This window comes from Kutzneria sp. NPDC051319 (assembly GCF_040682195.1).
Classification (GTDB): Bacteria; Actinomycetota; Actinomycetes; order Mycobacteriales; family Pseudonocardiaceae; genus Kutzneria.
The window spans coordinates 23,339-46,166 of record NZ_JBFBAM010000050.1; the positions used below are offsets into that span (position 1 = coordinate 23,339).

Genomic DNA, 22,828 nt, shown 5'->3' on the forward strand with positions numbered 1-22,828 from the left:
ACCGAAAGCTGACGGATCGCCAAGTCTTACGGAGTTCTTTCGAACGGGCGTTTCGGCGCGCGCGAGGCGCTACGGTGTCCGGCGTGGCCCAACGCATCGGTTTGCGCCTTGATCTTGTCGTGGGCGGCGCGGCGCTGGTGTTCGTGGGCATCGCCACGGCGGTCGGGCTCGTCGTGCCGAACATCTTCTCGGCGGCACCGCCGCTGTTCGCGCAATGGCTGCCCCACATCGGCATCGGCACCCCGTTGGCGATCATCGTCGCCGTCGCGGTGATCGCCTGGCGACCGCCGCTGCGCTTCGCCTACCCGCTCGCGGTCGCCTGGACCTTCTCGCTCGCGTTGGTCGACGGCTGGCAGCGCGGCATCGCCGACCGGCTCACCTCCCAGGACGAGTACCTGCACGAGGTGCCGGGCGTGCATGACATCGGGGCGATGCTCCGGTCGTTCAGCGGACGGATCCTCGACTTCCAGCCCGAGTCGTGGACCACTCACGTCGCCGGGCACCCGCCGGGCGCGCTGCTGATCTTCGTGTGGCTGGACCGGCTCGGCCTGGGCGGCGGCGCATGGGCCGGCGTCGCCGTGATCCTCATCGGCAGCCTCACCGCCCTCGCCGTGCCGTGGACGATTCGCTCCCTGGGACACGGGGAACCGCTGCGTTTCCTCGGCCGCGAGGCCTCGTTCGACCAGCACGAGCTGGCCGCCGCGGTCGTTCCTTTCTCCATCCTGCTGCCGGGCGCGGTGTGGGTAGGCGTCTCGGCCGACGGCTTGTTCGCCGGCGTCACCGCCATGGCCATCGCGTTGCTGGTGCAGCGGCACTGGACCGCCTGGGTCGGCGGCGGCCTGCTGCTCGGCTACTCCGTTTTCCTGTCGTACGGACTGCTGCTGTTCGGGCTCGTAGCCCTGGCGGCAGTGGTCATGACCCGGCGCTGGGCCGCACTGGTTGTGGCTTTGGTTGCGGCTCTCGCAGTCATGGCCGCCTTCGTGGCGGCCGGATTCTGGTGGTTCGACGGCTACCACCTGGTGGTCGAGCGCTACTACCAGGGCATCGGGGCCCTGCGGCCGTACTCCTACTGGGTATGGGCCGACCTGGCCGCATTGGTGCTGGCGGCGGGCCCGGCGGCCATCGCCGGCCTGCGCCGGCTGCCAGGATCGCCGCTGCTGCTGCTCACCGGCGCCGCCGTGCTGGCCATCGTGCTGGCCGACGTCACCGGGTTGAGCAAGGCGGAAGTGGAACGCATCTGGCTACCGTTCACGGTGTGGCTGGTGCCGGCGGCGGCGCTGCTGCCGGCGTCGACCCGCCGGTGGTGGCTGGCGGGGCAGGCGTTGACCGCGCTGGCGGTCAACCATCTGGTGCTGACGAACTGGTGAGGACATGACGGGACTGGTCCTGGTCGTCGACGACGACGAGACGGTGCGTGACGTGGTGCGCCGCTACCTGGAGCGCGACGGGCACGAAGTCGTGGTCGCGGGGGACGGAGAGAGCGCTCTCCAACTGGTGGCCAAGCGATTGCCGGACCTCATCGTGCTGGACCTGATGCTGCCGGGCATCGACGGCCTGGAGGTGTGCCGGCGGCTGCGGCAGCGGCATTCGGTGCCGATCGTCATGCTCACCGCCCTCGGCGAGGAGGAGGACCGTGTCGTCGGCCTCCAGCTCGGCGCCGACGACTACGTGACCAAGCCGTTCAGCCCGCGCGAGCTGGCCCTGCGGGTCGGCTCCGTGCTGCGGCGGGCCAAGGGTGTGTCGGCCGGGCCGGCGATGGGCGTGATCGAGGACGGCGGCCTGCGGCTGGACACGGTCGCCCGCAGCGCCACCCTGAACGGCTCCCCGCTGGCCCTGACCACCCGGGAGTTCGACCTCCTGGTGTTCTTCATGGCCAGCCCGGGCCAGGCCTTCAGCCGACCCCAGCTGCTGGAACGGGTGTGGGGCTGGGACTTCGGCGACCAGTCCACCGTGACCGTCCACGTGCGACGGCTGCGCGAGAAGATCGAGGAGGACCCGGCCAACCCCAAGCGCATCGTCACGGTGTGGGGCGTCGGCTACCGCTTCGACGGGATGAGGTAGCCCATGCTGGTCGAGCTCGTGCACATCGCCCCCTACGCGATCGCCTTCACGCTGCCGATCGCGCTGCTGGGCCTGGTCCTGCTCCAGTGGCTCGGAGAGCGCTCTCTGGCCACCTCCATGACCGTTCTCGTGCTGGTGCCCCTGGCCGCCACCGCCGTCGGCGTGCTCGGGGTCAGCGGTTTCATGTTCACGCCCATGCTCAACACCACGCTGCTGGTGTTCCTGTGGGTCGCGATCGTCACCGTGCCCGCCGCTTTACTGCTCGGGCGGGGCATCGCCAAGCGGACCGTGTGGGAGCGCGAGGCCCGGTCCCGTGAGCGGGCGGCCGAGGCGTCCCGGCGGGAGCTGGTCGCGTGGATCAGCCACGACCTGCGCACCCCACTCGCCGGCATCCGCGCCATGGCCGACGCCCTGTCCGACGGCGTGGTGTCGTCGCCCGAGGACGTCGCCGGCTATGCCTCCCGCATCAGCACCGAGACCCAGCGCCTGTCCGGCATGGTCGACGACCTCTTCGAGCTCTCCAAGATCACCGCCGGCGCCCTGCGTCTCACCATGTCCGCGGTGCCGCTCGGCGACGTGATCAGCGAGGCCGTCGCCGCCGAAGGCCCCGTCGCCGCGCGCAAGGGCGTGCGCCTGGAGGCCAACGCCGAGACGTGGCCCGTCGTGCTGGGCAGCGACCCCGAGCTGGCCCGGGTGATCCGCAACCTGCTCTCCAACGCCATCCGCCACACCCCCGTCGACGGCACCGTCGCCGTGCACGTCGACGCCGAGGATGGCCACGCAGTGGTCCGCGTCGACGACGCCTGCGGCGGCATCCCCGACCACGAGCTTGACCGCGTCTTCGACGTCGCCTTCCGCGGCAGCGCCGCCCGCACCCCCTCCGGCGACGGCGGCGCGGGCCTCGGGTTGGCCATCGCCCGTGGGCTCGTCGAGGCCCACCGTGGCGAGATCGCCGCCCAGAACCACGGCCCCGGCTGCCGCTTCGAGGTGAAGCTGCCCATCGCCGTCTAACGTGACCGGCATGGGGGACCTGCCTTTCGGGCCTGTCGCCGCCGAGTACGACCGCCATCGGCCCGCGCCGCCCGAGGACCTGATCGACGATCTCGAACGCCTCGGCGGCGAGGTGCTGGACGTCGGCTGCGGCACCGGGAAGGCGACGGTGGCCCTGGCCGAACGGGGCCTGACCGTGCTCGGCCTGGAATCCGACGAGCGGATGGCGGCCGTCGCGCGCGCCCACGGCGTCGAGGTGGAGGTCGGGGCCTTCGAGACCTGGGACGCCGGTGACCGGCGGTTCGACCTGCTGACCTTCGCCGACTCCTGGCATTTCGTGGACCCGGCCGTCGCGGTCCCGCGGGCCGCCGAGCTGCTCCGCCCCGGCGGCAAGGTCGCCCGGTTCTGGAACAGCTACGTCCTGGAGCCCGAGGCGATCGACGCCCTCGACCGCGTCTACCGCCGGCTCGCCCCTGAGAATCCGCAGACCTGGCGGCAGGCCGCCGCGTGGACTCCGGTCCGTCCCGACGACGACCCACTCGTGCGGGGCGGCTTCATGCCGTTGCGCACGCGCACCTACCGGTCGTCCGCCCGGCGGACCGCCGACGAGTGGGTGGCCATCGCGGCCACGACCAGCAGCCACCTGCGTCTCGGCGACCGCCTGGCGCCGCTGATGTCCGAGGTGCACGCGGCCATCGAGACCCTCGGCGGCGCAGTGCGCGTGCACCGCACGACGGTCCTCGTGCTGGCCCGGCTGAGCTAACTCCGCACCGGGTCGCGCAGGGGAGCGGTGGCGAAGTCGGCGACGCCGTCGGCGAACGCCACCTGGGCCTTGAAGCCGAGAAGCTCCGCCGCCTTCGCCGGATCGGCGACGACATGCCGCACGTCAGCCGGCCGGGCGCCGCCGACGATCAGCGGCGCCGGGCCGTCGCAGGCGGCGGCCAGCTCGGTGGCGAGGTCGCCCACGGTGTGCGGGTCGCCCGAGCACACGTTGACGGCCTCCAGCACGCCGTCCGGGGCCGGCTGCTCGACGGCGAGGGCGTTGATCAGCGCCACATCGGTGACGTGCACGAAGTCCCGCATCTGCCGGCCGTCCTCCAGCACGGTCGGCGCCTGCCCGTTGCGCAGCGCGGACCGGAACAGCGAGGCCACGCCGGCGTACGGGGTGTCGCGCGGCATCCGCGGCCCGTAGACGTTGTGGTAGCGCAGCGCCCACACGTTGCCGCCGGTCTGGCGGGCCCACGCGGCGGCGAGATGCTCCTGCGCCAGCTTCGTGGCGGCGTACGTGCTGCGCGGGTCCAGCGGCGCCTCTTCGGGCACCTTGCGCCAATCCAGCAGGGCATCGCAGCACGGGCAGCGCGGGTCGTAGTTGCCGGCATCCACATCGGACTGCCGCCGCGGCAACGGCCGCACGACGCCGTGCTCGGGGCAGGCGTAGCGGCCCTCGCCGTACACGACCATCGACGACGCCAGCACCAATCGACGCAGGCCCGCACGGTGCATGGCGGCGAGCAGCACGGCGGTGCCGTAGTCGTTGTGGGAGGTGTATTCCGGGGCGTCGGACGGATCGATGCCGTGGCCGACTACCGCCGCCTGGTGGCACACCACGTCCACGCCGGACAGCATGCTGTCCAGCAGCTCGGCATCCCGCACGTCGCCCAGCACGATCTCGTGCCGTTTCGTCCACAGCGGCGGCTCGGCCGTGCCGTGGGCCTTGGGCAGCAGCGCGTCGAGCAGCACGACGTCGTGCCCGCGATCGGCCAGTTCGTCCGCGACGTGGGAACCGATGAAGCCGGCCCCGCCGGTGATGAGGACTCGCACGTCCCCGACGTTATGGGCACGGACGCCGCCACGGTCGTCCGCGACCCGGTACGTCACAGAACCGTCAGATCCACTCGACCGCTAGGTTGGTGCCATGGAACGCAGTGCGCAGCGTCTCGGCCGTGCCCTCGTCGTGATCGTCAACGACGCGGTGGTGCACGGCGAGCACGAGGACACCATCGGGCCGCTGGTGACCGAGCTGTTGGAGGAGGCCGGCTTCATCGTCGACGGCGTCGTCGCGGTGTCCGGCGATGTGGTGGCCATCCGCAACGCCCTCAACACCGCCGTCATCGGCGGCGTCGACCTGGTCGTCACGGTCGGCGGCACCGGTGTGTCGCCGCGCGACCAGACGCCCGACGCCACCCAGGGTGTGCTGGACCGCCCCATCTCGGGCATCGCCGAGGCCCTGCGTTCGTCCGGCCTCGCCGCCGGCGCCGTGGACGCCGGCATCTCCCGCGGCCTGGTCGGCGTCTCCGGCAGCACCCTCGTCGTCAACCTGGCCGGCTCCCGCGGCGCCGTCCGCGACGGCATGGCCACCCTGTCCGCGCTGGTGCCGCACGTCATCGAGCAGCTCTCCAGCCTCGACGACTGACCCGACCGGGTCCGCCGTCCGGCGGGCCCGTCACGTCAACCTATGGGCCACGGACGCGCGCCTCCTCGACGCGGGCGTCGGTGGCCCGCCGCGCTTCACCGGCCGGTCGGGGCCCCGTCAGTGCACGGGGCCCCGACCGCGTCCGGTCACTTCTTGGTGTCGCCGTTGAACAGCTCGCCCACCTTGTCGCCGACCGCGCGCACGCCCTCGCTGAACTTGCCGCCGGTCAGCTCGTCCATCTTGGTCGCCGCGACGTCCGCGCCCTTGTTGATCGCCTCGCCCGCCTGCTCCAGGTAGGGCGCCGCCTTCTCGCGCAGCGGCTCCGCCTTCTCCGCCAGGTCGTTGACCACCTCAGTGGCCTTGTCCCGCAGCGGGGCGGCCTTTTCCGCCAGGTCGTTGGCCATGTCCTTGGCCTTGTCGAAGAAGCTCACATCGGCCCCCGTCTCCTGCTCGCTGACAACCTCTGCCGTTCATGATGGACGATGTCCGGGTGAGCCAGCCACGTGAAGACCCCAAACCCACCCGCCGCCCCGACCCGAAGCGCCTGGGCGAGGTCTTCGGCGACGTCCTGCCCGACACCACCAGCGACGAGCGCGACCCGGAGCCGCGCCCGGACAGCGGCGACCGCTGGTACGAGGAGAACCGCCCGCCCCACCACGAGGACCGCTAGCCCGGCCCGGCCGCCGCGAGGACTGGGTGGCCGCCGCGAGGTCCGCCGGCAACGGCTGCCATCGCGAGATCCTCTTGCACTGCCCGGCCCTGCGAGGACCCCTAACACCGCCTGGTCCGCGAGGACCGGATGGCCGGCGTGAGATCCGCCAGCAACGCCCACGCCATCGCGAGGTCCGTGAGCACCTGCCGGCCATCGCGAGGTCCGCCAGTGCCGGCCGGCCGCCGTGCGGACGGCCAGCACCGCTTTCCCCTTCACCAGGCCCGCGAACACCTGTCTGCCCAACGCCAGGACCGCTGGCACCGGCCGGCCATCGCGAGGAACACCATCGCCGTCTGCCCCACCACGAGGACCGCCACCATCGGCCGCCCCGTCACCGCCATCGCTAGCACCGGCCGGCCCCGAGCGGCGCGCGTCCCCCAGCGCACCCCGGAGGACCGGCGGCGCCGGCTCTCAGCGCTGGCCCTGCTGGGAACGGAGCAGGTCGCGGATCTCGGTCAGCAGCTCGATGTCGGTCGGCGCGGCCGGCTTCTCGTCCTCCTGCTTCTTGAAGCGGTTGGTGACGCGCTGCACCGGAATCACGACCAGGAAGTACACGACCGCGGCCACGATGATGAAGTTGATCAGCGCGGTGATAAACAGGCCGTAGTCGAAGGTCACGCCGACGACGGTGAACGTGCCACCGATCTTGCCGCCGGTGATGGCCTTGACCAGCGGGTTGATGAAGGCACTGCCCAGCGCCGTGACCAGCGCGGTGAACGCGGTGCCGATGACCACCGCGACCGCGAGGTCGACGATGTTGCCGCGGAACAGGAAGTCCCGGAAACCCTTCAGCATGACGACTCCTCCGAGGGACGAATGATCAGCGCAGGGTAACGGTGACCGGTTGCGTCAATGACGCCGCCGCCACCTTCGCCGCGACCGGTCGGGGCAGGGCCACGACCACGAGGCGGCCCTTCGCCGACACACCCTCGCTCGGTCGGACCACAACCACAACGGCGTCGTTCGCCAGCACCCCCGGATCACCCACCACGTCCACCCGGCTGCCGGGCCGCAACAGGTCGGCCACGGCCGCGTCGGTCAGCCGCACCGGAACCGCGACGGCATCCCGGTTCCCGGTGGCGAGCAGCGTGTTCTCCGGCCCGACCAGCCGTACGTCGGTGATCGTCTCGCCGGCCCTGGCCGCGCCGGCCAGCACCCGCCCGACGGCCGCCGCGTCGTCGCCGATGGCCCCCGCCGGCGCGTAGGCCGCCGGCAGGCTGCGTATTCGCAGGTCGTCACGGGTCAGCGTGGCGCCCGACGGCACGTCCCGGGCGGCGACCAGCACCGGGACGGTGTTCTCACGGCCGTGCAGCAGCGTCGTCGCGGCCAGCACGACGGCCAGCACGGCCAGCAGAACCGCCGCGGTGCGGCGGAACAGGATGGTGCGCGCCCAGCTGGAGGTGGTCAGCAGGCGGCGGAGTCTTGTGCGGTTGACGGCCATGCGATCCACGCTAGGTGGCCGTGAACAGCAAGAGCACCGGTTGTCCACGACCTGTGGACAACCGGTGCTCCCTGTGGACAACTCAGCTGGCGGCGGCCTTCGCCGGCGCGGATGAGGTACTCTCCGCCGCCTTCGCGGCCGGCTTCGACTCCGACTTGGTCTCGCTCTTGGTCTCGGACTTCGTCTCCGAGCTGCTGGCGGCGGCCGGCGAGGTGGCGGTCGAGCCGTTGCGGCTGTCGGTGCGGTAGAAGCCGCTGCCCTTGAACACCACGCCCACGGAGCCGAACAGCTTGCGCAGCTTGCCGCCGCACTCGGGGCACTCGGACAGCGCGCTGTCGCTGAAGGACTGAACCGCGTCGAAGCGGTGTCCACATGCGGTGCACGCGTACTGGTAGGTCGGCACGGTTCCTCCGCGAGCAGTCAGTATTGGCACTCCTGTGCAGCGAGTGCCAAGACGATGATGCGACACGACGGCGTGACCATGCAAACAGCAAGGGGAATCGTCACAGTCGCACAAAACCACCCGATGGGGTGAGGACCGCTGTCATCAGCACGTCATGGGGCTCCGCCGGCAGGTGGTCCACGAACTCCTCCTCCCGGACGATCGCGATGCGCGGGGCCGTGACGCCGACCAGCGACCGGTCGTAGTGCCCGGCGCCACGCCCCAGCCGCACGCCCCGCCGGTCCACCGCCAGCGCCGGGATCAGCACCGCGTCCGCGTTGGCGATCGCGCCGGGCCCGAGCCGCAGCCCCGTGGGCTCACGCAGGCCGAACGGGCCGGGCACGAGGCGGTCGGCCCCGAAGTAGACGCCCCAGTCCAGCGGCTCCTTGCCCGTGACGATCGGCAGCAGCACCCGCCGCCCCGCCGCCCGCAGCGCGTCCAGCAACGCCACCGAGCCCGGTTCGGTGCCGACCGGCACATAGGCGCACACCGTCGCGGCCGCCCAGCCCACCGCCGACATCGCCTCGGCAAGCGCTTGCGCCTCCGCCGCCCGTACCTCGCTTGACAACTCGGCACGGGCTTTGACCAGGCGTTTCCGCCATGAATCCTTTTCTGAGTCACGCCCCACCGGTGTCACGGACCCACCTCGCAGAGTGACGGATAGTCTTGTCGTCCATGAGCTCGCCAAGCGCCTTCCACACGGCCATCGTGCCCGCTGCCGGCCTGGGCACCCGCTTCCTGCCGACGACCAAGGCCGTCCCCAAGGAACTGCTGCCCGTGGTGGACACCCCCGGCATCGAGCTGGTGGCCACCGAGGCCGCGCAGGCGGGCGCCACCAAGCTGGTCATCGTCACGTCGCCGGGCAAGGACGCCGTCGCCAACTACTTCCGGCCGCAGCCCGAGCTGGAGCAGACGCTGGAGGCCCGCGGCAAGACCGAGCTGCTGGCCAAGGTGCAGCGGGCCACCAAGCTGCTGACCGTCGAGACCGCCATCCAGGACAAGCCGCTCGGCCTCGGCCACGCCATCGGCTGCGCCGAGGGCAACCTCGACGGCTCCGACGAGGCCGTCGCCGTGCTGCTGCCCGACGACCTGGTGCTGCCCACCGGCGTGCTGACCAAGATGTCCGAGGTCCGGGCCAAGCTGGGCGGCACCGTGCTGTGCGCGTTCGACATCCCCCGCGAGGAGATCTCCGCCTACGGCGTGTTCGACGTGCGCGACACCGGCGACGACGACGTCAAGCAGGTCGTCGGAATGGTGGAGAAGCCCCAGGCGCAGGACGCCCCGTCCACCTTCGCCGCGGCCGGCCGCTACCTGCTCGACCGGGCGATTTTCGACGCCATCAAGCGCATCGCCCCGGGCGCGGGCGGCGAGTTGCAGATCACCGACGCGATCGCGATGCTGATCAACGAAGGTCACCCCGTGCACGTCGTGGTCCACCGCGGCGGCCGGCACGACCTGGGAAACCCGGGTGGTTTCCTGCGTGCCGCGGTGGACTTCGCCCTCGACCACCCGGAGTATGGCGCTGACCTGCGCTCCTGGCTGGAGGGTCGAATCGGGAAGGCTTGAGCGAACCACGATGAGGTCAGTAGACGAGCAGCTCACCCGGGTACTCGGGGCCGCGGTCCGGCCCTCGCCCGTTCGGGTGGCGATCTCCGAGGCGCAGGGCCTGCTGTGCGCCGAGGAGGTCGTGGCCGAACGCGCCCTGCCCGGCTTCGACCAGGCCGCGGTCGACGGTTACGCGGTGCGCAGCCTCGACGTGCAGCCGGCCAACGACAACCCGGTCACGCTGCCGGTGGTCGGGGAGATCCCCGCGGGATCCCGCCAGCCCCGCCGGCTGCAGCCCGGGCAGGCCGTCCGGGTCGCCACCGGGGCGCCGCTGCCGACCCTGGCCGACGCCGTGGTTCCGCTCGGCTACACCGACGGCCACCCGGCCAAGGTGACCGTGACCATGTCGGTGCCGTCGGCGGCCTTCGTCCGGCGCACCGGCGAGGACGTGCAGACCGGCGACGTCGCCGTGCGCAGCGGCACCACCATCGGCTCCGCCCAGGTCGGCCTGCTGGCCGCCGTGGGCCGGGACAAGGTGCTGGTGCACCCCAAGCCGCGGGTGTCGATCATCTGCGTCGGCGATGAGCTGGTCGACGTCGACCGCACGCCCGGCCCCGGCCAGGTCTACGACGTCAACTCCTATGCGCTCGCCGCGGCCGCGCGGGACGCCGGCGCCGAGGTGTCGCGGGTCGGCATCGTGCCCGGCGACCCGCGACGGCTGCGTGAGATCGCCGAAGGACGACTGCTGCTGTCCGAGATCGTCGTGATCGCCGGCGGGGTCGGCGGCAGCACCGGCGACGAGGTGCGGGCCGCCCTGGCCGACCTCGGCGACCTCGACACCACCCGGGTCGCCATGCACCCCGGCTCCGCGCAGGGCTTCGGCCGGCTCGGACCCGACTCCGTGCCGACCTTCCTGCTGCCCAGCAACCCGATGAGCGCCCTGGTGGTGTTCGAGGTGTTCGTGCGGCCGCTGATCCGCACCGCGCTCGGCAAGGCCAACCCGTACCGGCGGATGGTCTCCGCGCGGCTGCTGTCGCCGCTGACGTCCACCAAGGGCCGCCGGGGCTTCCTGCGCGGGCAGCTGCTGCGCGACAGCAACAACGACGACTTCCTGCTGCAACCGCTGGGCACGTCCGGCTCGCACCTGCTGGCGTCGCTCGCCGAGGCCAACTGCCTGGCCGTCGTCGACGAGGACGTCACCGACGTCGGCGTCGGGGAGGAGATCCAGGTGTGCTTCCTCGCCCAGCGTGGGTGAGCCCATGGAGATCGCCGAATTCGGCGGCGGTCGGCACCCGGGCTGGCCGGTGCGCCTAGGTCCGCTGGCCGTCCCGGCCGGCGTCGTCGAGCTGCGGCCGCCCCGGCTGTTCGACGCCAGCACCTGGTCCCGTATCCGCATCCGCGAGCGCTCGTACCTGGAGAACTGGGAGCCCACCGCGCCCGGCAGCTGGGAGGAGCGCAACGGCGTGCTGGCCTGGCCCAGCCAGTGGTCCGCGCTGCGCGGCCTGGCCCGACGGGGGCAGACCCTGCCGTTCATGATCCTGGTTGACGGCGTGCTGGCCGGGCAGGTCACCGTCGGCAACGTGCTGCGGGGCTCGCTGCGGTCGGCATGGGTCGGCTACTGGGTCGACAGCGAGGTCACCGGCGGCGGTGTCGCCACGGCCGCCACCGCGCTCGTCGTCGACCACTGCTTCCGGCACGCCGCCCTGCACCGCATCGAGGCCACCGTGCGTCCCGAGAACACCCCCAGCGTCCGGGTGTTGACCAAGCTCGGGTTCCGCGAGGAAGGGCTGTTCCGCCGCTATCTGGACGTGGCCGGCGGCTGGCGGGACCACATCTGCTTCGCCCTGACGGCCGAAGAGGTCACGGATGGCCTGGTAGACCGTTTGGTCGCGGCCGGACGCGCCCAGCGCGCGTAATCGAGTTCCCCCGAACGTGCGCTTTTCGCCACACTTGCGGAACCGTGTATCCCCGGCGCGCCTCGGAGACACGTGTGACTGTTGTGACTAACGTGGCGTCTGCGGACAGCGCACGCCCATCGAACTGACGGGGGAGGTGACGAACATGCCCAGCTCACTGATCATCGTCGCCCTGGTTGTCGCATGGCTCGTCGTCCTTGTCCCGATGATCGCGCGCAAGCGCGCGGAGGTGGCCAAGACCTCCGACTCGGCGATGGCCGCCCGCGTGCTGCACGGCGGCGCAGCCGAGGATGTTGAGGAGGAGATCGACATGAGCGTCGACGAGTCCGAGACAGCGATCACGGACGACGACTACCGCGACTACGAGGACACGCCACGGGCCTACCGACCCGGCCGCGGCGGCTACGACCCCGAGGCCGCGGCCAGCACCGCGCGGGCCAAGTACGCCTTCCGGCAGCGCATGGTCCTGCTGCTGCTCGTGCTCTCCGTGCTCAGCGCCCTGTTCGCCGGGCTCGTCATGCCCATCGCCTGGTGGGGCCACGGCGGCGTCGACCTGCTGCTCGTCGGCTACCTCGCCTACCTCCGCCGCCAGGTCCGCATCGAGACCGAAGTCCGCGAACGCCGGCAGGCCCGCATCCGTGGCCGCGATGCCGACGAAGCCGAATTCGTCGAGACCGAATACGACGAGGCCGAGTACGTCGACGAGGACTACGCCCCCGCCGACCCGGCCCCCGCGCCCGTCGCCGACCCCGTCGAACCCGCCCTGTCCGAGTACGAGGAAGCGCCGCGCTCCACCCCCGCCCGGGCTCCCTACCGCCCCGGACCGCTCCTCAACGGCACCACCCTCGTCGACATCGACGACGAGGACCCGGCCTTCGAAGACCTCGACCTGCCCCACCGCCGCGGCTACCGCCGAGCCGCCGGCTGAACCCGGGGGGTGGCAAAACCACCCCCCACCCTCCTGCTATAGTTCTTCCCGTACCGAGGCGGAAGCCGAAGTACGACGGGGCTGTAGCACAGTTGGTAGCGCGTCTCGTTCGCATCGAGAAGGTCAGGGGTTCGATTCCCCTCAGCTCCACTCGGGATCGAGGGGCCTGTGTCCGCAGAAAGCGCGGACGCAGGCCCCTCGTCTTTTGTTGTGGGGGACGACCCCCACACCCCCGGTGTGGGAGGGCTTCGCCCCCCACGCCCCCCATTGGGGTTGCGTCGGACTGGGCTTAGTGGTGCGGCCTCCAACGGGGGCTAATCGGTGGTGCATTTTGTGGGGTTGGGGGTGTGGGGCTGGGGGGCAAGGATTTGTGCAAGAAGAGTGCAGGGTGGGGTGTGCATTGTGGGGAAGCGGTCCTGGGGGAAGTGGTGCTCGGGGGCCGTTGAGCAGGATCTCAATGCACACGGGAGGACAACAATGCGCAAAGCAGCCATCGTCGCGGCGGTCGGGGCCTCGGCGGCCATGATGCTCGGCGTCACGGGGGTCGCATCGGCCAGCGCGGTGTCGTGGCCGGGCGTCAACGGGGCCCTGTACGCGAGCAGCAACACGCTCTACGTCAAGGATGCGGCCTGCGACGACGACTCCGTCTACGCGCAGTGGCAGACCCAGGGTGGCGATGTCCAGAAGATCAACAACACCAGTGGGTGCGGGGCGACGGTGAGCCGTGTCCTGCCCATGGGCGACGGGACCACCATCATCTGGCGCGTGTGCGTCGACAAGTCCTGGCCGACCTCGGACAGCTGCTCGCCCTGGAAGTCGGAGAAGATCTGACCGCGGCACGAGTGCTGGACGGCCGCGTGTTGATGGCCGGCTGAACACGACAACGAACCCCTCCGGGCGGCCCACAGGGCTAGCCGGAGGGGTTCGTTGTTGTGCGCCAAGGGAATCGATGCCGTTGTGAATGCGGCGGAGGCCGTCCGAACAGGCGCTGTGCGCGCGCCGACAATGGTGCGCTCACGAATGGACAGAGGGCTTGCAAAGTTTCTGCAATACACTGGTCAAAGGGCCTGCCGTGAGCAAGGGAGACGAGGCAAGTCGCGCCGGTGCTGTCGCGTGGAGGAGGTTGCCGTTCGTGTTGCGCCTGCTGGGGGAGGTGGCCGTCAAGGTCGACGGGCGGACGGTGGAACTGGGCCCGGCGAGGCAACGGTGCATGCTGGCGGCGCTGGCGGTGGACGCCGGCCGGGTGGTGCCGACCGACCGCCTGGCGGAACGAGTCTGGGGCCCGGCCGCGCGGCCGCGGGGACGGGCGACGTTGCACAGCTACATCTCCCGGTTGCGACGGGCACTCGGCGGCGTGCACACCATGGCCATCGTGCGGCGGTCGAGCGGCTATGTCCTGACGACCGACCCGGCGGCGCCGGTGGTGGACCTGCACGAGTTCCGGGACCTGTGTGACCGCGCCCGAGGGGACGCCGACGACACACGGGCCGCGGAGCTGCTGACCCAGGCGCTGGAACTGTGGCGCGGGGAGGCGTTGACCGGCCTGGACGGCGAGTGGGTCGAAGCCGAACGCGCCCGACTGGCACGGGAAAGGCTGGCCGCGCAACACGATCTGGTCGATGCCCGTCTCCGCGCCGGGCAGGGCGAGACGCTGGTGGTCGAACTGGCCGGGCGGGCCGAGGAACACCCGCTGGACGAGCGGGTGCAGAGTCAGTACATGCTCGCCCTGCACCGGGCCGGGCGGGCCGCCGACGCGCTGGAGTGCTACCGGCAGATCCGCGCCCGACTGGTCGAGGAACTGGGCACGGAACCCGGCGCCGCGCTCCAGGACGTGCACCGGCGAATCCTCGCCGACTGGCCCGACGACGTGCGGCCCAGCGCCGCTGGATGGGTGGCGCCGCGCCTGCCGCCCGCGTCGTTCGTCGACACGGGCGAGACCACGCGCCGCAACTGCCTTCCCCGCGATCTTCCCGATTTCATCGGGCGGGAAAGCGAACTCGCCCGCCTGGTGGCCGCCGCCGACGACCGGGCCACGGTCTACACGGTCGACGGGATGGCCGGCGTCGGCAAGACCGCCTTCGCGGTGCACACCGGCCACCTGCTGGCCGACCGGTTTCCGGACGGTGCACTGTTCGTCGATCTCCAGGGCCACAGCGCGGGCAAGACGCCGCTGACCGCGGACGAGGCCCAGGACGTTCTGTTGGGACAGCTGGGAATCGCGGCGACCGGGGACGCCAGGGCGCAGTGGCGGGCCAAGGCTGCGGCGCTGCGGCTCCTGGTCGTCTTCGACAACGCGGTGGACGAGACGCAGGTGGCCCCGCTGGTGCCGGCCGGTCCCAGCCTCGTGATCGTGACGAGTCGGGCCCGGCTGCCCAACCTCGCCGGGGCCCGCCCGCTGTCGCTGGCCGTCCTGCCGGATGAGGAGGCCACGGCGTTCTTCGCCCGCCTGGTCGGCGTGGATCGGGCGGCCGCCGAGCCCGCGGCCGTGGCGCACATCGTTCGCCTGTGCGCGGGTCTGCCGCTCGCGCTGCGGCTGTCCGGGGCCCGGCTCGCGCATCGGACCACCTGGCCCATCGCCCACCTGTCCGCGCAGCTCGCGGACGCCCGCTGACGGCTGCCGAAACTGTTCGCCGACCGCGAGGTGGCGCTGGCGTTTCGGATGTCGCACGAGCACCTGCCCCCGGTCGATCAGCAGGTCTTCTACGCCCTGGCCCGGCATCCGGGCGCCGATGCCGACACCGCGGTCCTCGCGGCGATGACCGACCTGCCCTTCGGCGCGGCCGACGATGCCCTCCAGCGGCTGGTCGACGTCCACCTGGCCGAGGAACCCGTGCCCGGCCGCTACCGCCAGCACGACCTGCTCCGGCAGTACGCCCGCGGCCTGTCGGACGACCCCCGGATGACCGAGAAGATGCTCGACCACTATCTGACGGCCGTGACGGAAGCGGCTGAGCACCTCGAACAGGACGGGCCGTCGGCCGAGGCCGCTCGGGCCTGGCTGATGGCGGAGCGCGGCAACCTGTTGGCCGCGACGCGCTGTGCCGCGGCCGAGGGGCACAGCAACTACGCCTGGCAGTTGGCCATCTCCTTCTGGCACGTGCTGAGCCACCACCTCGCGGATGACGACCCGATCGAGCTGCTTGAGCACGGCCTGGCCGCGGCGCGGGAGACGGCCGAGGGCGGCGAGGGTCTGCTGAGCACCCTGCTGGCGCTGGCCCACTGGTCCGCCGGCCACACCTCGCGTGCCTTCGATCTGCTGACCGCATCGGCAAAACAGCGTGAGAACACCGAAACCCACGCACACACGCTCGCCCTGCTCGGGTTGATGCACCTGCAACGCGGCGAGCACACCCAGGCGGCCCGCCATGCGCAGGCCGCGTTCGACGAGCTCGCCGAACTCGCGCGCCTTTCCCCGCTCGGCGTCGACGCCAAGATCATCACCTTTTGGACCCGCGGCGTCGTTCGCGACCTGAAAGGCGAGCACGAGTCGGCGCTGGCCTATCTGCGGACCGCCTACACCAGCTGCGAGGAACTGGGCCAGCTCAGCCCGAACGACCACGTGCTCACCGCGCTGGCCCGTTGCCTTGTCGCGCTCGGCGCCACCGACGAGGCGCTTGTCCACCTCAACCAGGCCCTCGATCTGCGGCAGCGGATCGGCGACCAGGAAGGCGAAGCCGAGACGCTGATCCTCATCGGAACGGCGCAACTCGTATCGGGGAACGCCGCTGATGCTCTGGGATCACTGCACGCGGCGATGGCCATTCTCAGCGAGGGCACCCGGCTCATGGCCCGCACGCGGATCGAACTCGGACGAACTCTCGCCGCTCTCGGCCGCACTGCCGAGGCCGTTCGGGAATGCGATCTGGGCCTCACCGCCGCGGTTCACGCGGGTCATCTCCATGAACAGGCCCAGGCACATCACCAACTCGCCGAATTGCTCGCCGACGCTGACATGCACAAGGCTGGTGAGCACCGATCGGCTGCGGCGGAAATCGGCGCGCGGCTCGATCTGGAACACCCGCAATCGCTACCGCATCTCCGTCCCGCCGGCTGGTGAACAAATCGCTCGTCGCGATGAATCCGGCGAATTTCGAGCTGCGGTCGCATCGGTGTCGAGCTTTTCGGCCTGTGGATCGGGGTGGACTGCGTGTGGGCGACGTCCACCGGCCGCGGCCGGCTGCCGGGCGATCTTCGACGCCCACGGAGGGTGGTCGCGGAAGTGGATCACGGGGATGAGCACTGTGGGTGGCTTCATCAATATTGACTACGCCAAGCGGGTGACGTTGGCGGCGGTGTGGCCGGGCGTGGGGATTGTGTAGGTAGCGGTGAGCTGGGGCGATGCTCGTTGAATGATCAAGTGACCGCTCTGGGCGGTTACCGGCGGTGTCGACGAGACCCGTTGCATGAGGCGTTCCTAGGTCGATAGTGGAGGCATGGTCGAACACGGAACGGAACCGGCGAGATGTGGATGGTTTTCATGTAAACTACCTGCGATTTGCTCCAGCAAGACCCGAATCTGATTCGCACACCGGGAGCAATCATGAAGCTGGGCGCCGACAAGCACGCAGACTCCGTCCACTACCGGCGGGACCGCTCGCTCAACCCGATACTGCTGCCGTTCATGATCGTCTTTTTTCTGCTGACGGCGGTGGGGATCGCCGTGGTGATCACCGTGGCCGCGGTGGTGTACCTGCTGGCCGTGGCCGGGTCGGCGCTGGTGGGACTCGTGCGGCCGAAGCCCGAGGGCCTGAACCGCGGGCAGACCGTGCGGGCGACGGTCGAGGTGATCAACAAGGTGGCGCTGAAGCCGCGCCGGGGCAAGCACGCCCGGCCCCGGCTGCTGCCGAGGTCGCTGGTCCCGTTCACTCGCTGAACGTGATCCACTCCACCACCCGCTCCGCCACGAAATCCTCGTTCTCCTCGCACGTGCCGTCGATCTCCACCAGCACGTCATCGGCCTTGAGCCGCCGCGCGGCGGCGCGGGAGGACTCCACGGGAACCCGGGCGTCCTTGGTCCCGTGCACGATGAGTGTGGGCGGCAGGATCTCCCCGAACACGAAGCTGGGGCGCACCCAGAACGCCTCATTCAGGAAGGCCCGGCCGTGCCGCACGCCGGGCCCGTGTTCCAGGTAGCCGACGTCGGCCAGCCGCGGTGACACCAGGCGGCCGCCGGACCAGTTCGGGTTCTGGTCGATGTAGTCGCCCTTGAAGTTCAGTTGGGGCGTCAGCAGCACCAGACGGTCCAACTCCGTCGGGCGTCGCGCCGCGTAGAAAGCCGCTAGTCCACCGCTGAACCGGGTGCCCAGCAGCGACACTCGACGGGCACTGGTCTCCGTCCGGACGTGCTCGACGGCGGCGCGAAGATCGTTCAAATGCTCAGTGAGGGTCCGTTCCTCCTGGCTGCCCTCGCTGGCCCCGTGCCCGCGGTGGTCAAACCGCAGCGTCGCCACACCCTCGGCCGCCAATTCCTCGGCCAGCAGCGGAAAAAGGCCGTTCTCGTCCCGATCGAGCCCTTCGCTGTGAGCCAGCACAACCGCCCGCCGAGGCTCGCCGGACGATGGCACGGTGATGGTCCCGGCCAGCCGGAGGCCGTCGAGCGACCGAAAGCTCCCCATCCACCGATGCTCCCATGGGGAGACCGGTGCGGGGCGACCTTCGGCGGCCGGCAACCGAGGACGGCACCTACGGACCGGCATTCGTCGCACCTCCGCGCGGTGTCGACCGCGGCCGAGGGTGTGTTCGCGGGCATGGCGGTGCCCGCTCCCGCCGCTAGACGACGCTGCCGTCGACCACGACGGCCGCCTGCTGATGGCCACGGGCGGAAAGGGCGTTGCCCAGGGCCACCAGTCGCGCGCCGAACTCCGCATGCTGCTGGCGGCTGAAGGATCCGTCGAGCATGGCCAGTGTTATCCCAGGCACGGCGTCGTTGACGCTCATGAGCTCGGCGAGCAGTTCACGGTCCGCTCGAATCAACTGCGACCTCCCGTCCGACCACCCACGCGCCCTGGTCGAAGGTAGAGACGGCGGCGAGAACCGGAAGGTTGCGTTGGGGCAGTGGGGAATGGGGAAGGGTGTGGGGAATGGGGCAGGGCCGGCGGCGGGGAATGGGACCGGAGCGGAGGCCGGCGGGTGACTGGGGAAAGGCTGAGGTGGGGCGCGGGGGAGGCCCGCGAGGGTGGGCGGAGGCCGGCGGCGAGGGTGGGAGAGGTGCGAGCGCAGGTGGGGCGGGTTGTTCGCAGGGAGAGCGCTCTCTGAGCGTGCTACAAATGCTGCATGAGCACCGATCAGGCGCCGCCGACGCTGGAGCATGTGGCGAAGGTGGCGGGGGTGTCGCGGGCGACGGTGTCCAGGGTGGTGAACGGCATCCGGAACGTGGACCCGGAGCTGCGCGAGGCGGTGGAGCGCGCGATCGAGCAGACGGGGTACGTGCCGAACCGGGCGGCCCGGTCGCTGGTGACGCGCAGGACGGGCGCGGTGGCGCTGGTGGTGTCGGAGCCGAACAAGCACACGGACGCGTTTCCGGGCGGGGTGTTCGCGGACCCGTTCTTCGGGCGGGTGGTCAGCGGAGTGCTGAGGGTGCTGGGCCCGATGGACGTGAGCCCGGTGCTGATGCTGGTGGACTCGGAGAAGGCCCGGGCGCAGCTGATGAACCGGCTGCGGCAGGACCGGTTCGACGGGGTGCTGCTGATCTCGATAGACCCGAGGGACCCGCTGCCGGGTCAGCTGACGGACGCGGACGTGCCGACGGTGATGTTCGCCCGGCCGGTGCGGCCGACGCCGATCAGCTACGTGGACGTGGCGCACGAGGACGGCGCCCGGCTGGCGGCGGAGCACCTGATGGCCCGAGGCTGCAAGCAGGTGGCGACGATCAGTGGCCCGCTGGACACGCCGGCGGGGCAGGACCGGCTGGCCGGCTTCCGGTCGACGATGGCCCGGCACGGCCAGGCCTTCGTGCCCAGCGCGGAAGGCGACTTCACGCAGACGGGCGGGGAGCGGGCCACCGAGAAGCTGCTGGCCGAGCAGCGGTTCGACGGCCTGTTCGTGGCCAATGACCTGATGGCCATGGGTGCCCTCGACGTGCTGCGCAAGCACGGCAAACGCGTACCCGAAGACGTCTCGGTGGTCGGCTTCGACGACAGCGGCGCGGCGCTGAGCAGCCGGCCGCAGCTGACCACGATCCGGCAGCCGGTGGAGGACATGGCGGCCGAGATGGCCCGACTGGTGCTGGAGCGCATGGACGGCGAAGGCCAGCGGGTGACCTCGGTGATCTTCGAGCCGGCGCTGGTGGTCCGCGGCTCCTCCTGACCGACGCCGGACGCGGTCGACGCTGGGCGCCGCACCGGGAGAGCGCTCTCTTGACGGGCCTGTGAACCTCGGGTAAAACTGCGTACCAGTTCGGAGAGCGCTCTCCCGCCAGAGGGGCTACTCGGTCCGCTGCCACGACGTACCCCTGGAGAACCGATGAAGGCTCTCTCCTGTGCGCTGCTGCTCGTGCTCGGCCTGTGCGCACCGGTGCTCGTCCCGCCCACCGCCCATGCGGCGACAACGCTGCTGTCCCAAGGAAGACCGACAACGGCCTCGTCGACCGAGGGGGACGGCTACGCGGCCGCCAACGCGGTCGACGGCAACACCGGCACGCGCTGGGCCAGCGCCTGGAACGACGATCAGTGGCTCCAGGTCGACCTCGGCTCGTCCCAGGCGATCAGCCAGGTGACCCTGCAGTGGGAAGCGGCCTACGCGACCTCCTTCGAGATCCTGGTGTCGGACAACGCCACCACCGGCTGGCACGCCGTCTACTCGACGACAACGGGAACCGGCGGCCAGCAGACGCTGCCCGTGAGCGGCGCCGGCCGATACGTGCGGATGCACGGCATCAAGCGGGTCGGCGGCTACGGCTTCTCGCTGTGGGAGTTCCAGGTCTACGGCGGGGGCACGGACCAGCCGGGCGGCCCGCAGTGGAACCCGGTCTGGACCGACAACTTCCCGGGCGCGGCCGGTAGCGCGCCCAACGCCGGGAACTGGATCACGGCCAACGGCCCGAATCCGTCCAGCGGCGAGGTCGAGACGAACACACCGGCCAACGTCGCCCTCGACGGCAACGGCCACGTCAACCTGACCGCCCTGAACAACGGCGGCAACTGGACGTCCGGCCGCATCGAGTCGCAACGCACCGACTTCGCCGCGCCGGCCGGCGGCCAGCTGATGATCACGGCCTCCATCAAGCAGCCCAACGTGTCCAACGCGCTCGGCTACTGGCCGGCCTTCCGCGCCTACGGATCGGCCAACCGCGGCAATCCCGGTGCGTGGCCGGCGGTCGGTGAGGCCGACATCATGGAAGGCGTCAACGGTCGCGCGCAGTCGTCGGAAACCCTGCACTGCGGCACGGTCCCGGGCGGCAACTGCGGCGAGTACAACGGCATGACCAGCGGCCTCGGGACGTGCGGCGACTGCCAGACCGCGTACCACACCTACGCCGAGGTGATCGACCGGACGCTGAGCGACGAGCAGATCCGGTTCACCATCGACGGCCAACAGGTCTGGCAGGTCAGGGAAAGCCAGGTCGGGGTCAGCACCTGGCAGGCCGCCGTCGATCACGGGTTCTACCTCGTGTTCGACCTGGCGATCGGCGGCGGCTACCCGAACACGGTGTGCGGCTGCACGTCCCCGAGCCCGCAGACGTCGTCGGGCGGCGTGCTGAGCATCGGCTCCGTCGGCGTCTACACCAGCACCGGTGCCACCCCGCCGCCGCTGACGACACCGCCGGTGCCGAACGGCGGCAGCGTGGTCAAGGTGACCGGCGGCCAGGGCAACTGGGGCCTGTCGGTGAACGGAAACCCGTACTACATCAAGGGAGTCACCTTCGGCCCGCAGAGCGCGACGGCCGACGCGCACATGCAGGATCTCAAGGAACTCGGCGTCAACACGGTCCGGACCTGGGGCACCGATGCCTCGAGTCAGCCGCTGCTGGATCGCGCTGCCGCCAACGGCATCAAGGTGATCAATGGGTTCTGGCTCAACCAGGGCACCGATTTCGCCAACGACACGGCGTACGAGGACAGCACGCTCAACGCGATCGTGCAGCAGGTCAACGCCTACAAGAACCATCCGGGCGTGCTGATGTGGGACGTCGGCAACGAGGTCCTGCTGACGTTGCAGAACACCTATTCCGGCACGCAGCTGGAGGCGGAGCGCAACGCCTACGCCCGCTACGTCGAGCGGGTGGCGCAGGCGATCCACGCGGCCGACCCGAACCACCCGGTGACCTCGACCGACGCCTGGACCGGCGCTTGGCCGTACTACAAGGCCAACACGCCGTCGCTGGACCTGTACGCGGTCAACTCCTACGGCGCGGTCTGCAACGTCAAGCAGGACTGGATCAACGGTGGCTACACCAAGCCGTACATCGTCACCGAGTCCGGTGAGGCCGGCGAGTGGGAGGTTCCCAACGACGCCAACGGGGTGCCGACCGAACCGTCCGACCAGCAGAAGGTCGCCGGCTATGCCAGCGCCTGGAACTGCGTCCAGGGCCACACCGGCGTATCGCTGGGCGCCACGTTGTTCAACTACGGCAACGAGAACGACTTCGGCGGCATCTGGTTCAACCTTGAACCGGGCGGCTGGAAGTTCCCGACCTACTACCAGGTCGCCCAGAGCTACGGCGGCTCGCCGGCGACCCCGGCCGGCCCGGTGATCACGGAAATGTCCGTGCCACAGACCGTCAGCGCCGGCAAGCAGTTCGCCGTGAGCGTCAACGTGACGGGGTCAGTGCGCTACAACCTCATGTACAGCAGCAAATACGTCGACAACAACACCACCTTGCGCTACGCCGACTTCACCCAGACCGGTACGAACTCCTTCAACGTCACCGCGCCCAACCAACTCGGCGTCTGGAAGGTGTACGTGTACGCTTATGACGGCCATGGCAACGTCGCCGTCGAGACGAAGTCGGTCAACGTGACGGTGCCGCCGGTCAACGGTGTCAACGTGGCCCGGGGCAAGCCGACGACCGCTTCCAGTTACCAGGCAACGGGAAACGGCGCGCCCTTCCCGCCGAGCAACGCCGTCGACGGCAACACCGGGACGCGGTGGGCCACCGACTGGAGCGATCCACAGTGGATCCAGGTCGACCTCGGCCAGACGACCGCGATCCACCACATCCAACTGGTCTGGGAGTCCGCGTACGGCAAGGCGTACACGATCCAGGTGTCGCCGGACGGCACCTCGAACTGGACCACGATCCACGGCACCACCACGGGCGCTGGGGGCGTCGAGGACTTCGATGTGAGCGGCTCCGGCCGGTTCGTCCGGCTGACCGGCACCCAGCGCGGCACCGCGTACGGCTATTCGCTGTTCGAGTTCGGCATCTACCAGTAGGGAGAA

Annotated in this window: 24 protein-coding genes and 1 tRNA gene; 17 read left to right on the plus strand and 8 right to left on the minus strand. The window is 70.6% G+C overall.

Features of this window, described 5'->3' with window-relative positions:
- Nucleotides 1-83 precede the first annotated feature (83 nt).
- Genes AB0M73_RS34620 through AB0M73_RS34635 form a run of 4 tightly spaced genes read left to right on the plus strand, consistent with a single transcriptional unit; the run spans nt 84 to nt 3,814 of the window.
- Nucleotides 84-1,367, plus strand: a complete 1,284-nt coding sequence (locus AB0M73_RS34620) for a hypothetical protein (RefSeq protein WP_363899869.1) — start codon at nt 84-86, stop codon at nt 1,365-1,367.
- Between the two features lie 4 nt (nt 1,368-1,371).
- Nucleotides 1,372-2,061, plus strand: coding sequence for a response regulator transcription factor (locus tag AB0M73_RS34625; protein WP_043719406.1), 690 nt, complete (start codon nt 1,372-1,374; stop codon nt 2,059-2,061).
- 3 nt (nt 2,062-2,064) lie between these two features.
- Complete coding sequence (locus AB0M73_RS34630) at nt 2,065-3,072, plus strand: HAMP domain-containing sensor histidine kinase (RefSeq protein WP_363899873.1); 1,008 nt, start codon at nt 2,065-2,067, stop codon at nt 3,070-3,072.
- A gap of 10 nt (nt 3,073-3,082) precedes the next feature.
- Entirely contained in the window at nt 3,083-3,814 is a 732-nt protein-coding gene (locus AB0M73_RS34635) for a class I SAM-dependent methyltransferase (protein WP_363899876.1), read from the plus strand.
- Here AB0M73_RS34635 and AB0M73_RS34640 read toward each other — a convergent pair.
- Nucleotides 3,811-4,872 carry an NAD-dependent epimerase/dehydratase family protein gene (locus tag AB0M73_RS34640; protein WP_363899879.1) on the minus strand — a complete coding sequence of 354 codons (1,062 nt, stop codon included), beginning with the start codon at nt 4,870-4,872 and terminating at the stop codon, nt 3,811-3,813. The genes AB0M73_RS34635 and AB0M73_RS34640 overlap by 4 nt on opposite strands.
- Before the next feature lie 94 nt (nt 4,873-4,966).
- Between AB0M73_RS34640 and AB0M73_RS34645 the strand changes: the two genes are divergently transcribed.
- Entirely contained in the window at nt 4,967-5,464 is a 498-nt protein-coding gene (locus AB0M73_RS34645) for a MogA/MoaB family molybdenum cofactor biosynthesis protein (protein ID WP_043719403.1), read from the plus strand.
- Nucleotides 5,465-5,610: 146 nt separating this feature from the next.
- Here the strand turns inward: AB0M73_RS34645 and AB0M73_RS34650 are convergent, their stop codons facing one another.
- A complete protein-coding gene (locus AB0M73_RS34650; protein WP_043719401.1) occupies nt 5,611-5,895 on the minus strand; it encodes an Rv0909 family putative TA system antitoxin in 285 nt (94 codons plus the stop codon).
- Between the two features lie 59 nt (nt 5,896-5,954).
- Here AB0M73_RS34650 and AB0M73_RS34655 point away from each other — a divergent pair, with 59 nt between their 5' ends.
- A complete protein-coding gene (locus AB0M73_RS34655; protein ID WP_363899883.1) occupies nt 5,955-6,134 on the plus strand; it encodes a hypothetical protein in 180 nt (59 codons plus the stop codon).
- Between the two features lie 453 nt (nt 6,135-6,587).
- Here the strand turns inward: AB0M73_RS34655 and mscL are convergent, their stop codons facing one another.
- The 4 genes from mscL to AB0M73_RS34675 all read right to left on the minus strand — a co-directional run bounded on the left by mscL (nt 6,588) and on the right by AB0M73_RS34675 (nt 8,696).
- Nucleotides 6,588-6,971: a large conductance mechanosensitive channel protein MscL gene (mscL, locus tag AB0M73_RS34660; protein ID WP_363899886.1), complete on the minus strand. Its 384-nt coding sequence runs from the start codon at nt 6,969-6,971 to the stop codon at nt 6,588-6,590.
- 25 nt (nt 6,972-6,996) lie between these two features.
- Nucleotides 6,997-7,617, minus strand: coding sequence for a Flp pilus assembly protein CpaB (cpaB, locus tag AB0M73_RS34665; RefSeq protein ID WP_363899889.1), 621 nt, complete (start codon nt 7,615-7,617; stop codon nt 6,997-6,999).
- Nucleotides 7,618-7,699: 82 nt separating this feature from the next.
- Entirely contained in the window at nt 7,700-8,020 is a 321-nt protein-coding gene (locus tag AB0M73_RS34670) for an FmdB family zinc ribbon protein (RefSeq protein ID WP_363899892.1), read from the minus strand.
- 100 nt (nt 8,021-8,120) lie between these two features.
- Nucleotides 8,121-8,696: a 5-formyltetrahydrofolate cyclo-ligase gene (locus tag AB0M73_RS34675; protein WP_363899894.1), complete on the minus strand. Its 576-nt coding sequence runs from the start codon at nt 8,694-8,696 to the stop codon at nt 8,121-8,123.
- Nucleotides 8,697-8,734: 38 nt separating this feature from the next.
- On the opposite strand from AB0M73_RS34675, the gene AB0M73_RS34680 reads away from it, so the two are divergent.
- The 9 genes from AB0M73_RS34680 (at nt 8,735) to AB0M73_RS34720 (ending at nt 17,321) form a co-directional block, all read left to right on the plus strand.
- Nucleotides 8,735-9,625 (plus strand): UTP--glucose-1-phosphate uridylyltransferase, encoded by an 891-nt coding sequence (locus AB0M73_RS34680; RefSeq protein WP_363899897.1) that lies wholly within the window; start codon nt 8,735-8,737, stop codon nt 9,623-9,625.
- Nucleotides 9,626-9,635: 10 nt separating this feature from the next.
- Nucleotides 9,636-10,859: a gephyrin-like molybdotransferase Glp gene (glp, locus tag AB0M73_RS34685; protein ID WP_363899900.1), complete on the plus strand. Its 1,224-nt coding sequence runs from the start codon at nt 9,636-9,638 to the stop codon at nt 10,857-10,859.
- A gap of 4 nt (nt 10,860-10,863) precedes the next feature.
- Nucleotides 10,864-11,520, plus strand: a complete 657-nt coding sequence (locus tag AB0M73_RS34690) for a GNAT family protein (RefSeq protein WP_043719385.1) — start codon at nt 10,864-10,866, stop codon at nt 11,518-11,520.
- A gap of 145 nt (nt 11,521-11,665) precedes the next feature.
- Complete coding sequence (gene glpR / locus AB0M73_RS34695) at nt 11,666-12,448, plus strand: gephyrin-like molybdotransferase receptor GlpR (RefSeq protein WP_363899903.1); 783 nt, start codon at nt 11,666-11,668, stop codon at nt 12,446-12,448.
- Nucleotides 12,449-12,525: 77 nt separating this feature from the next.
- A tRNA-Ala gene (locus tag AB0M73_RS34700) sits at nt 12,526-12,598 on the plus strand.
- 327 nt (nt 12,599-12,925) lie between these two features.
- Nucleotides 12,926-13,279, plus strand: a complete 354-nt coding sequence (locus AB0M73_RS34705; protein WP_363899906.1) for a hypothetical protein — start codon at nt 12,926-12,928, stop codon at nt 13,277-13,279.
- Nucleotides 13,280-13,580: 301 nt separating this feature from the next.
- Nucleotides 13,581-15,059, plus strand: coding sequence for a BTAD domain-containing putative transcriptional regulator (locus tag AB0M73_RS34710; protein WP_363899909.1), 1,479 nt, complete (start codon nt 13,581-13,583; stop codon nt 15,057-15,059).
- Nucleotides 15,060-15,089: 30 nt separating this feature from the next.
- Entirely contained in the window at nt 15,090-16,505 is a 1,416-nt protein-coding gene (locus tag AB0M73_RS34715; protein ID WP_363899911.1) for a hypothetical protein, read from the plus strand.
- A gap of 483 nt (nt 16,506-16,988) precedes the next feature.
- Nucleotides 16,989-17,321 (plus strand): hypothetical protein, encoded by a 333-nt coding sequence (locus AB0M73_RS34720; RefSeq protein WP_363899914.1) that lies wholly within the window; start codon nt 16,989-16,991, stop codon nt 17,319-17,321.
- Here the strand turns inward: AB0M73_RS34720 and AB0M73_RS34725 are convergent.
- Both AB0M73_RS34725 and AB0M73_RS34730 read right to left on the minus strand, forming a co-directional pair.
- Nucleotides 17,311-18,063, minus strand: coding sequence for an alpha/beta fold hydrolase (locus AB0M73_RS34725; protein ID WP_363899917.1), 753 nt, complete (start codon nt 18,061-18,063; stop codon nt 17,311-17,313). The two genes, AB0M73_RS34720 and AB0M73_RS34725, sit on opposite strands and share 11 nt — an antisense overlap.
- Before the next feature lie 154 nt (nt 18,064-18,217).
- Complete coding sequence (locus tag AB0M73_RS34730) at nt 18,218-18,421, minus strand: hypothetical protein (protein ID WP_363899920.1); 204 nt, start codon at nt 18,419-18,421, stop codon at nt 18,218-18,220.
- Nucleotides 18,422-18,721: 300 nt separating this feature from the next.
- On the opposite strand from AB0M73_RS34730, the gene AB0M73_RS34735 reads away from it, so the two are divergent.
- Nucleotides 18,722-19,753 carry a LacI family DNA-binding transcriptional regulator gene (locus tag AB0M73_RS34735; RefSeq protein ID WP_363899923.1) on the plus strand — a complete coding sequence of 344 codons (1,032 nt, stop codon included), beginning with the start codon at nt 18,722-18,724 and terminating at the stop codon, nt 19,751-19,753.
- 156 nt (nt 19,754-19,909) lie between these two features.
- Entirely contained in the window at nt 19,910-22,822 is a 2,913-nt protein-coding gene (locus AB0M73_RS34740) for a discoidin domain-containing protein (RefSeq protein WP_363899925.1), read from the plus strand.
- Nucleotides 22,823-22,828 lie beyond the last annotated feature (6 nt).

Excerpts from the sequence above, each read along its gene's own strand:
- AB0M73_RS34625 (WP_043719406.1), top strand. The coding sequence starts at position 1,372 with ATGACGGGACTGGTCCTGGTCGTCGACGACGACGAGACGGTGCGTGAC.
- AB0M73_RS34630 (WP_363899873.1), top strand. The coding sequence starts at position 2,065 with ATGCTGGTCGAGCTCGTGCACATCGCCCCCTACGCGATCGCCTTCACG.
- AB0M73_RS34635 (WP_363899876.1), top strand. The coding sequence starts at position 3,083 with ATGGGGGACCTGCCTTTCGGGCCTGTCGCCGCCGAGTACGACCGCCAT.
- AB0M73_RS34645 (WP_043719403.1), top strand. The coding sequence starts at position 4,967 with ATGGAACGCAGTGCGCAGCGTCTCGGCCGTGCCCTCGTCGTGATCGTC.
- mscL (WP_363899886.1), bottom strand. The coding sequence starts at position 6,971 with ATGCTGAAGGGTTTCCGGGACTTCCTGTTCCGCGGCAACATCGTCGAC.
- cpaB (WP_363899889.1), bottom strand. The coding sequence starts at position 7,617 with ATGGCCGTCAACCGCACAAGACTCCGCCGCCTGCTGACCACCTCCAGC.
- AB0M73_RS34680 (WP_363899897.1), top strand. The coding sequence starts at position 8,735 with ATGAGCTCGCCAAGCGCCTTCCACACGGCCATCGTGCCCGCTGCCGGC.
- glp (WP_363899900.1), top strand. The coding sequence starts at position 9,636 with ATGAGGTCAGTAGACGAGCAGCTCACCCGGGTACTCGGGGCCGCGGTC.
- AB0M73_RS34690 (WP_043719385.1), top strand. The coding sequence starts at position 10,864 with ATGGAGATCGCCGAATTCGGCGGCGGTCGGCACCCGGGCTGGCCGGTG.
- glpR (WP_363899903.1), top strand. The coding sequence starts at position 11,666 with ATGCCCAGCTCACTGATCATCGTCGCCCTGGTTGTCGCATGGCTCGTC.
- AB0M73_RS34705 (WP_363899906.1), top strand. The coding sequence starts at position 12,926 with ATGCGCAAAGCAGCCATCGTCGCGGCGGTCGGGGCCTCGGCGGCCATG.
- AB0M73_RS34720 (WP_363899914.1), top strand. The coding sequence starts at position 16,989 with ATGAAGCTGGGCGCCGACAAGCACGCAGACTCCGTCCACTACCGGCGG.
- AB0M73_RS34725 (WP_363899917.1), bottom strand. The coding sequence starts at position 18,063 with ATGGGGAGCTTTCGGTCGCTCGACGGCCTCCGGCTGGCCGGGACCATC.
- AB0M73_RS34735 (WP_363899923.1), top strand. The coding sequence starts at position 18,722 with ATGAGCACCGATCAGGCGCCGCCGACGCTGGAGCATGTGGCGAAGGTG.
- AB0M73_RS34740 (WP_363899925.1), top strand. The coding sequence starts at position 19,910 with ATGAAGGCTCTCTCCTGTGCGCTGCTGCTCGTGCTCGGCCTGTGCGCA.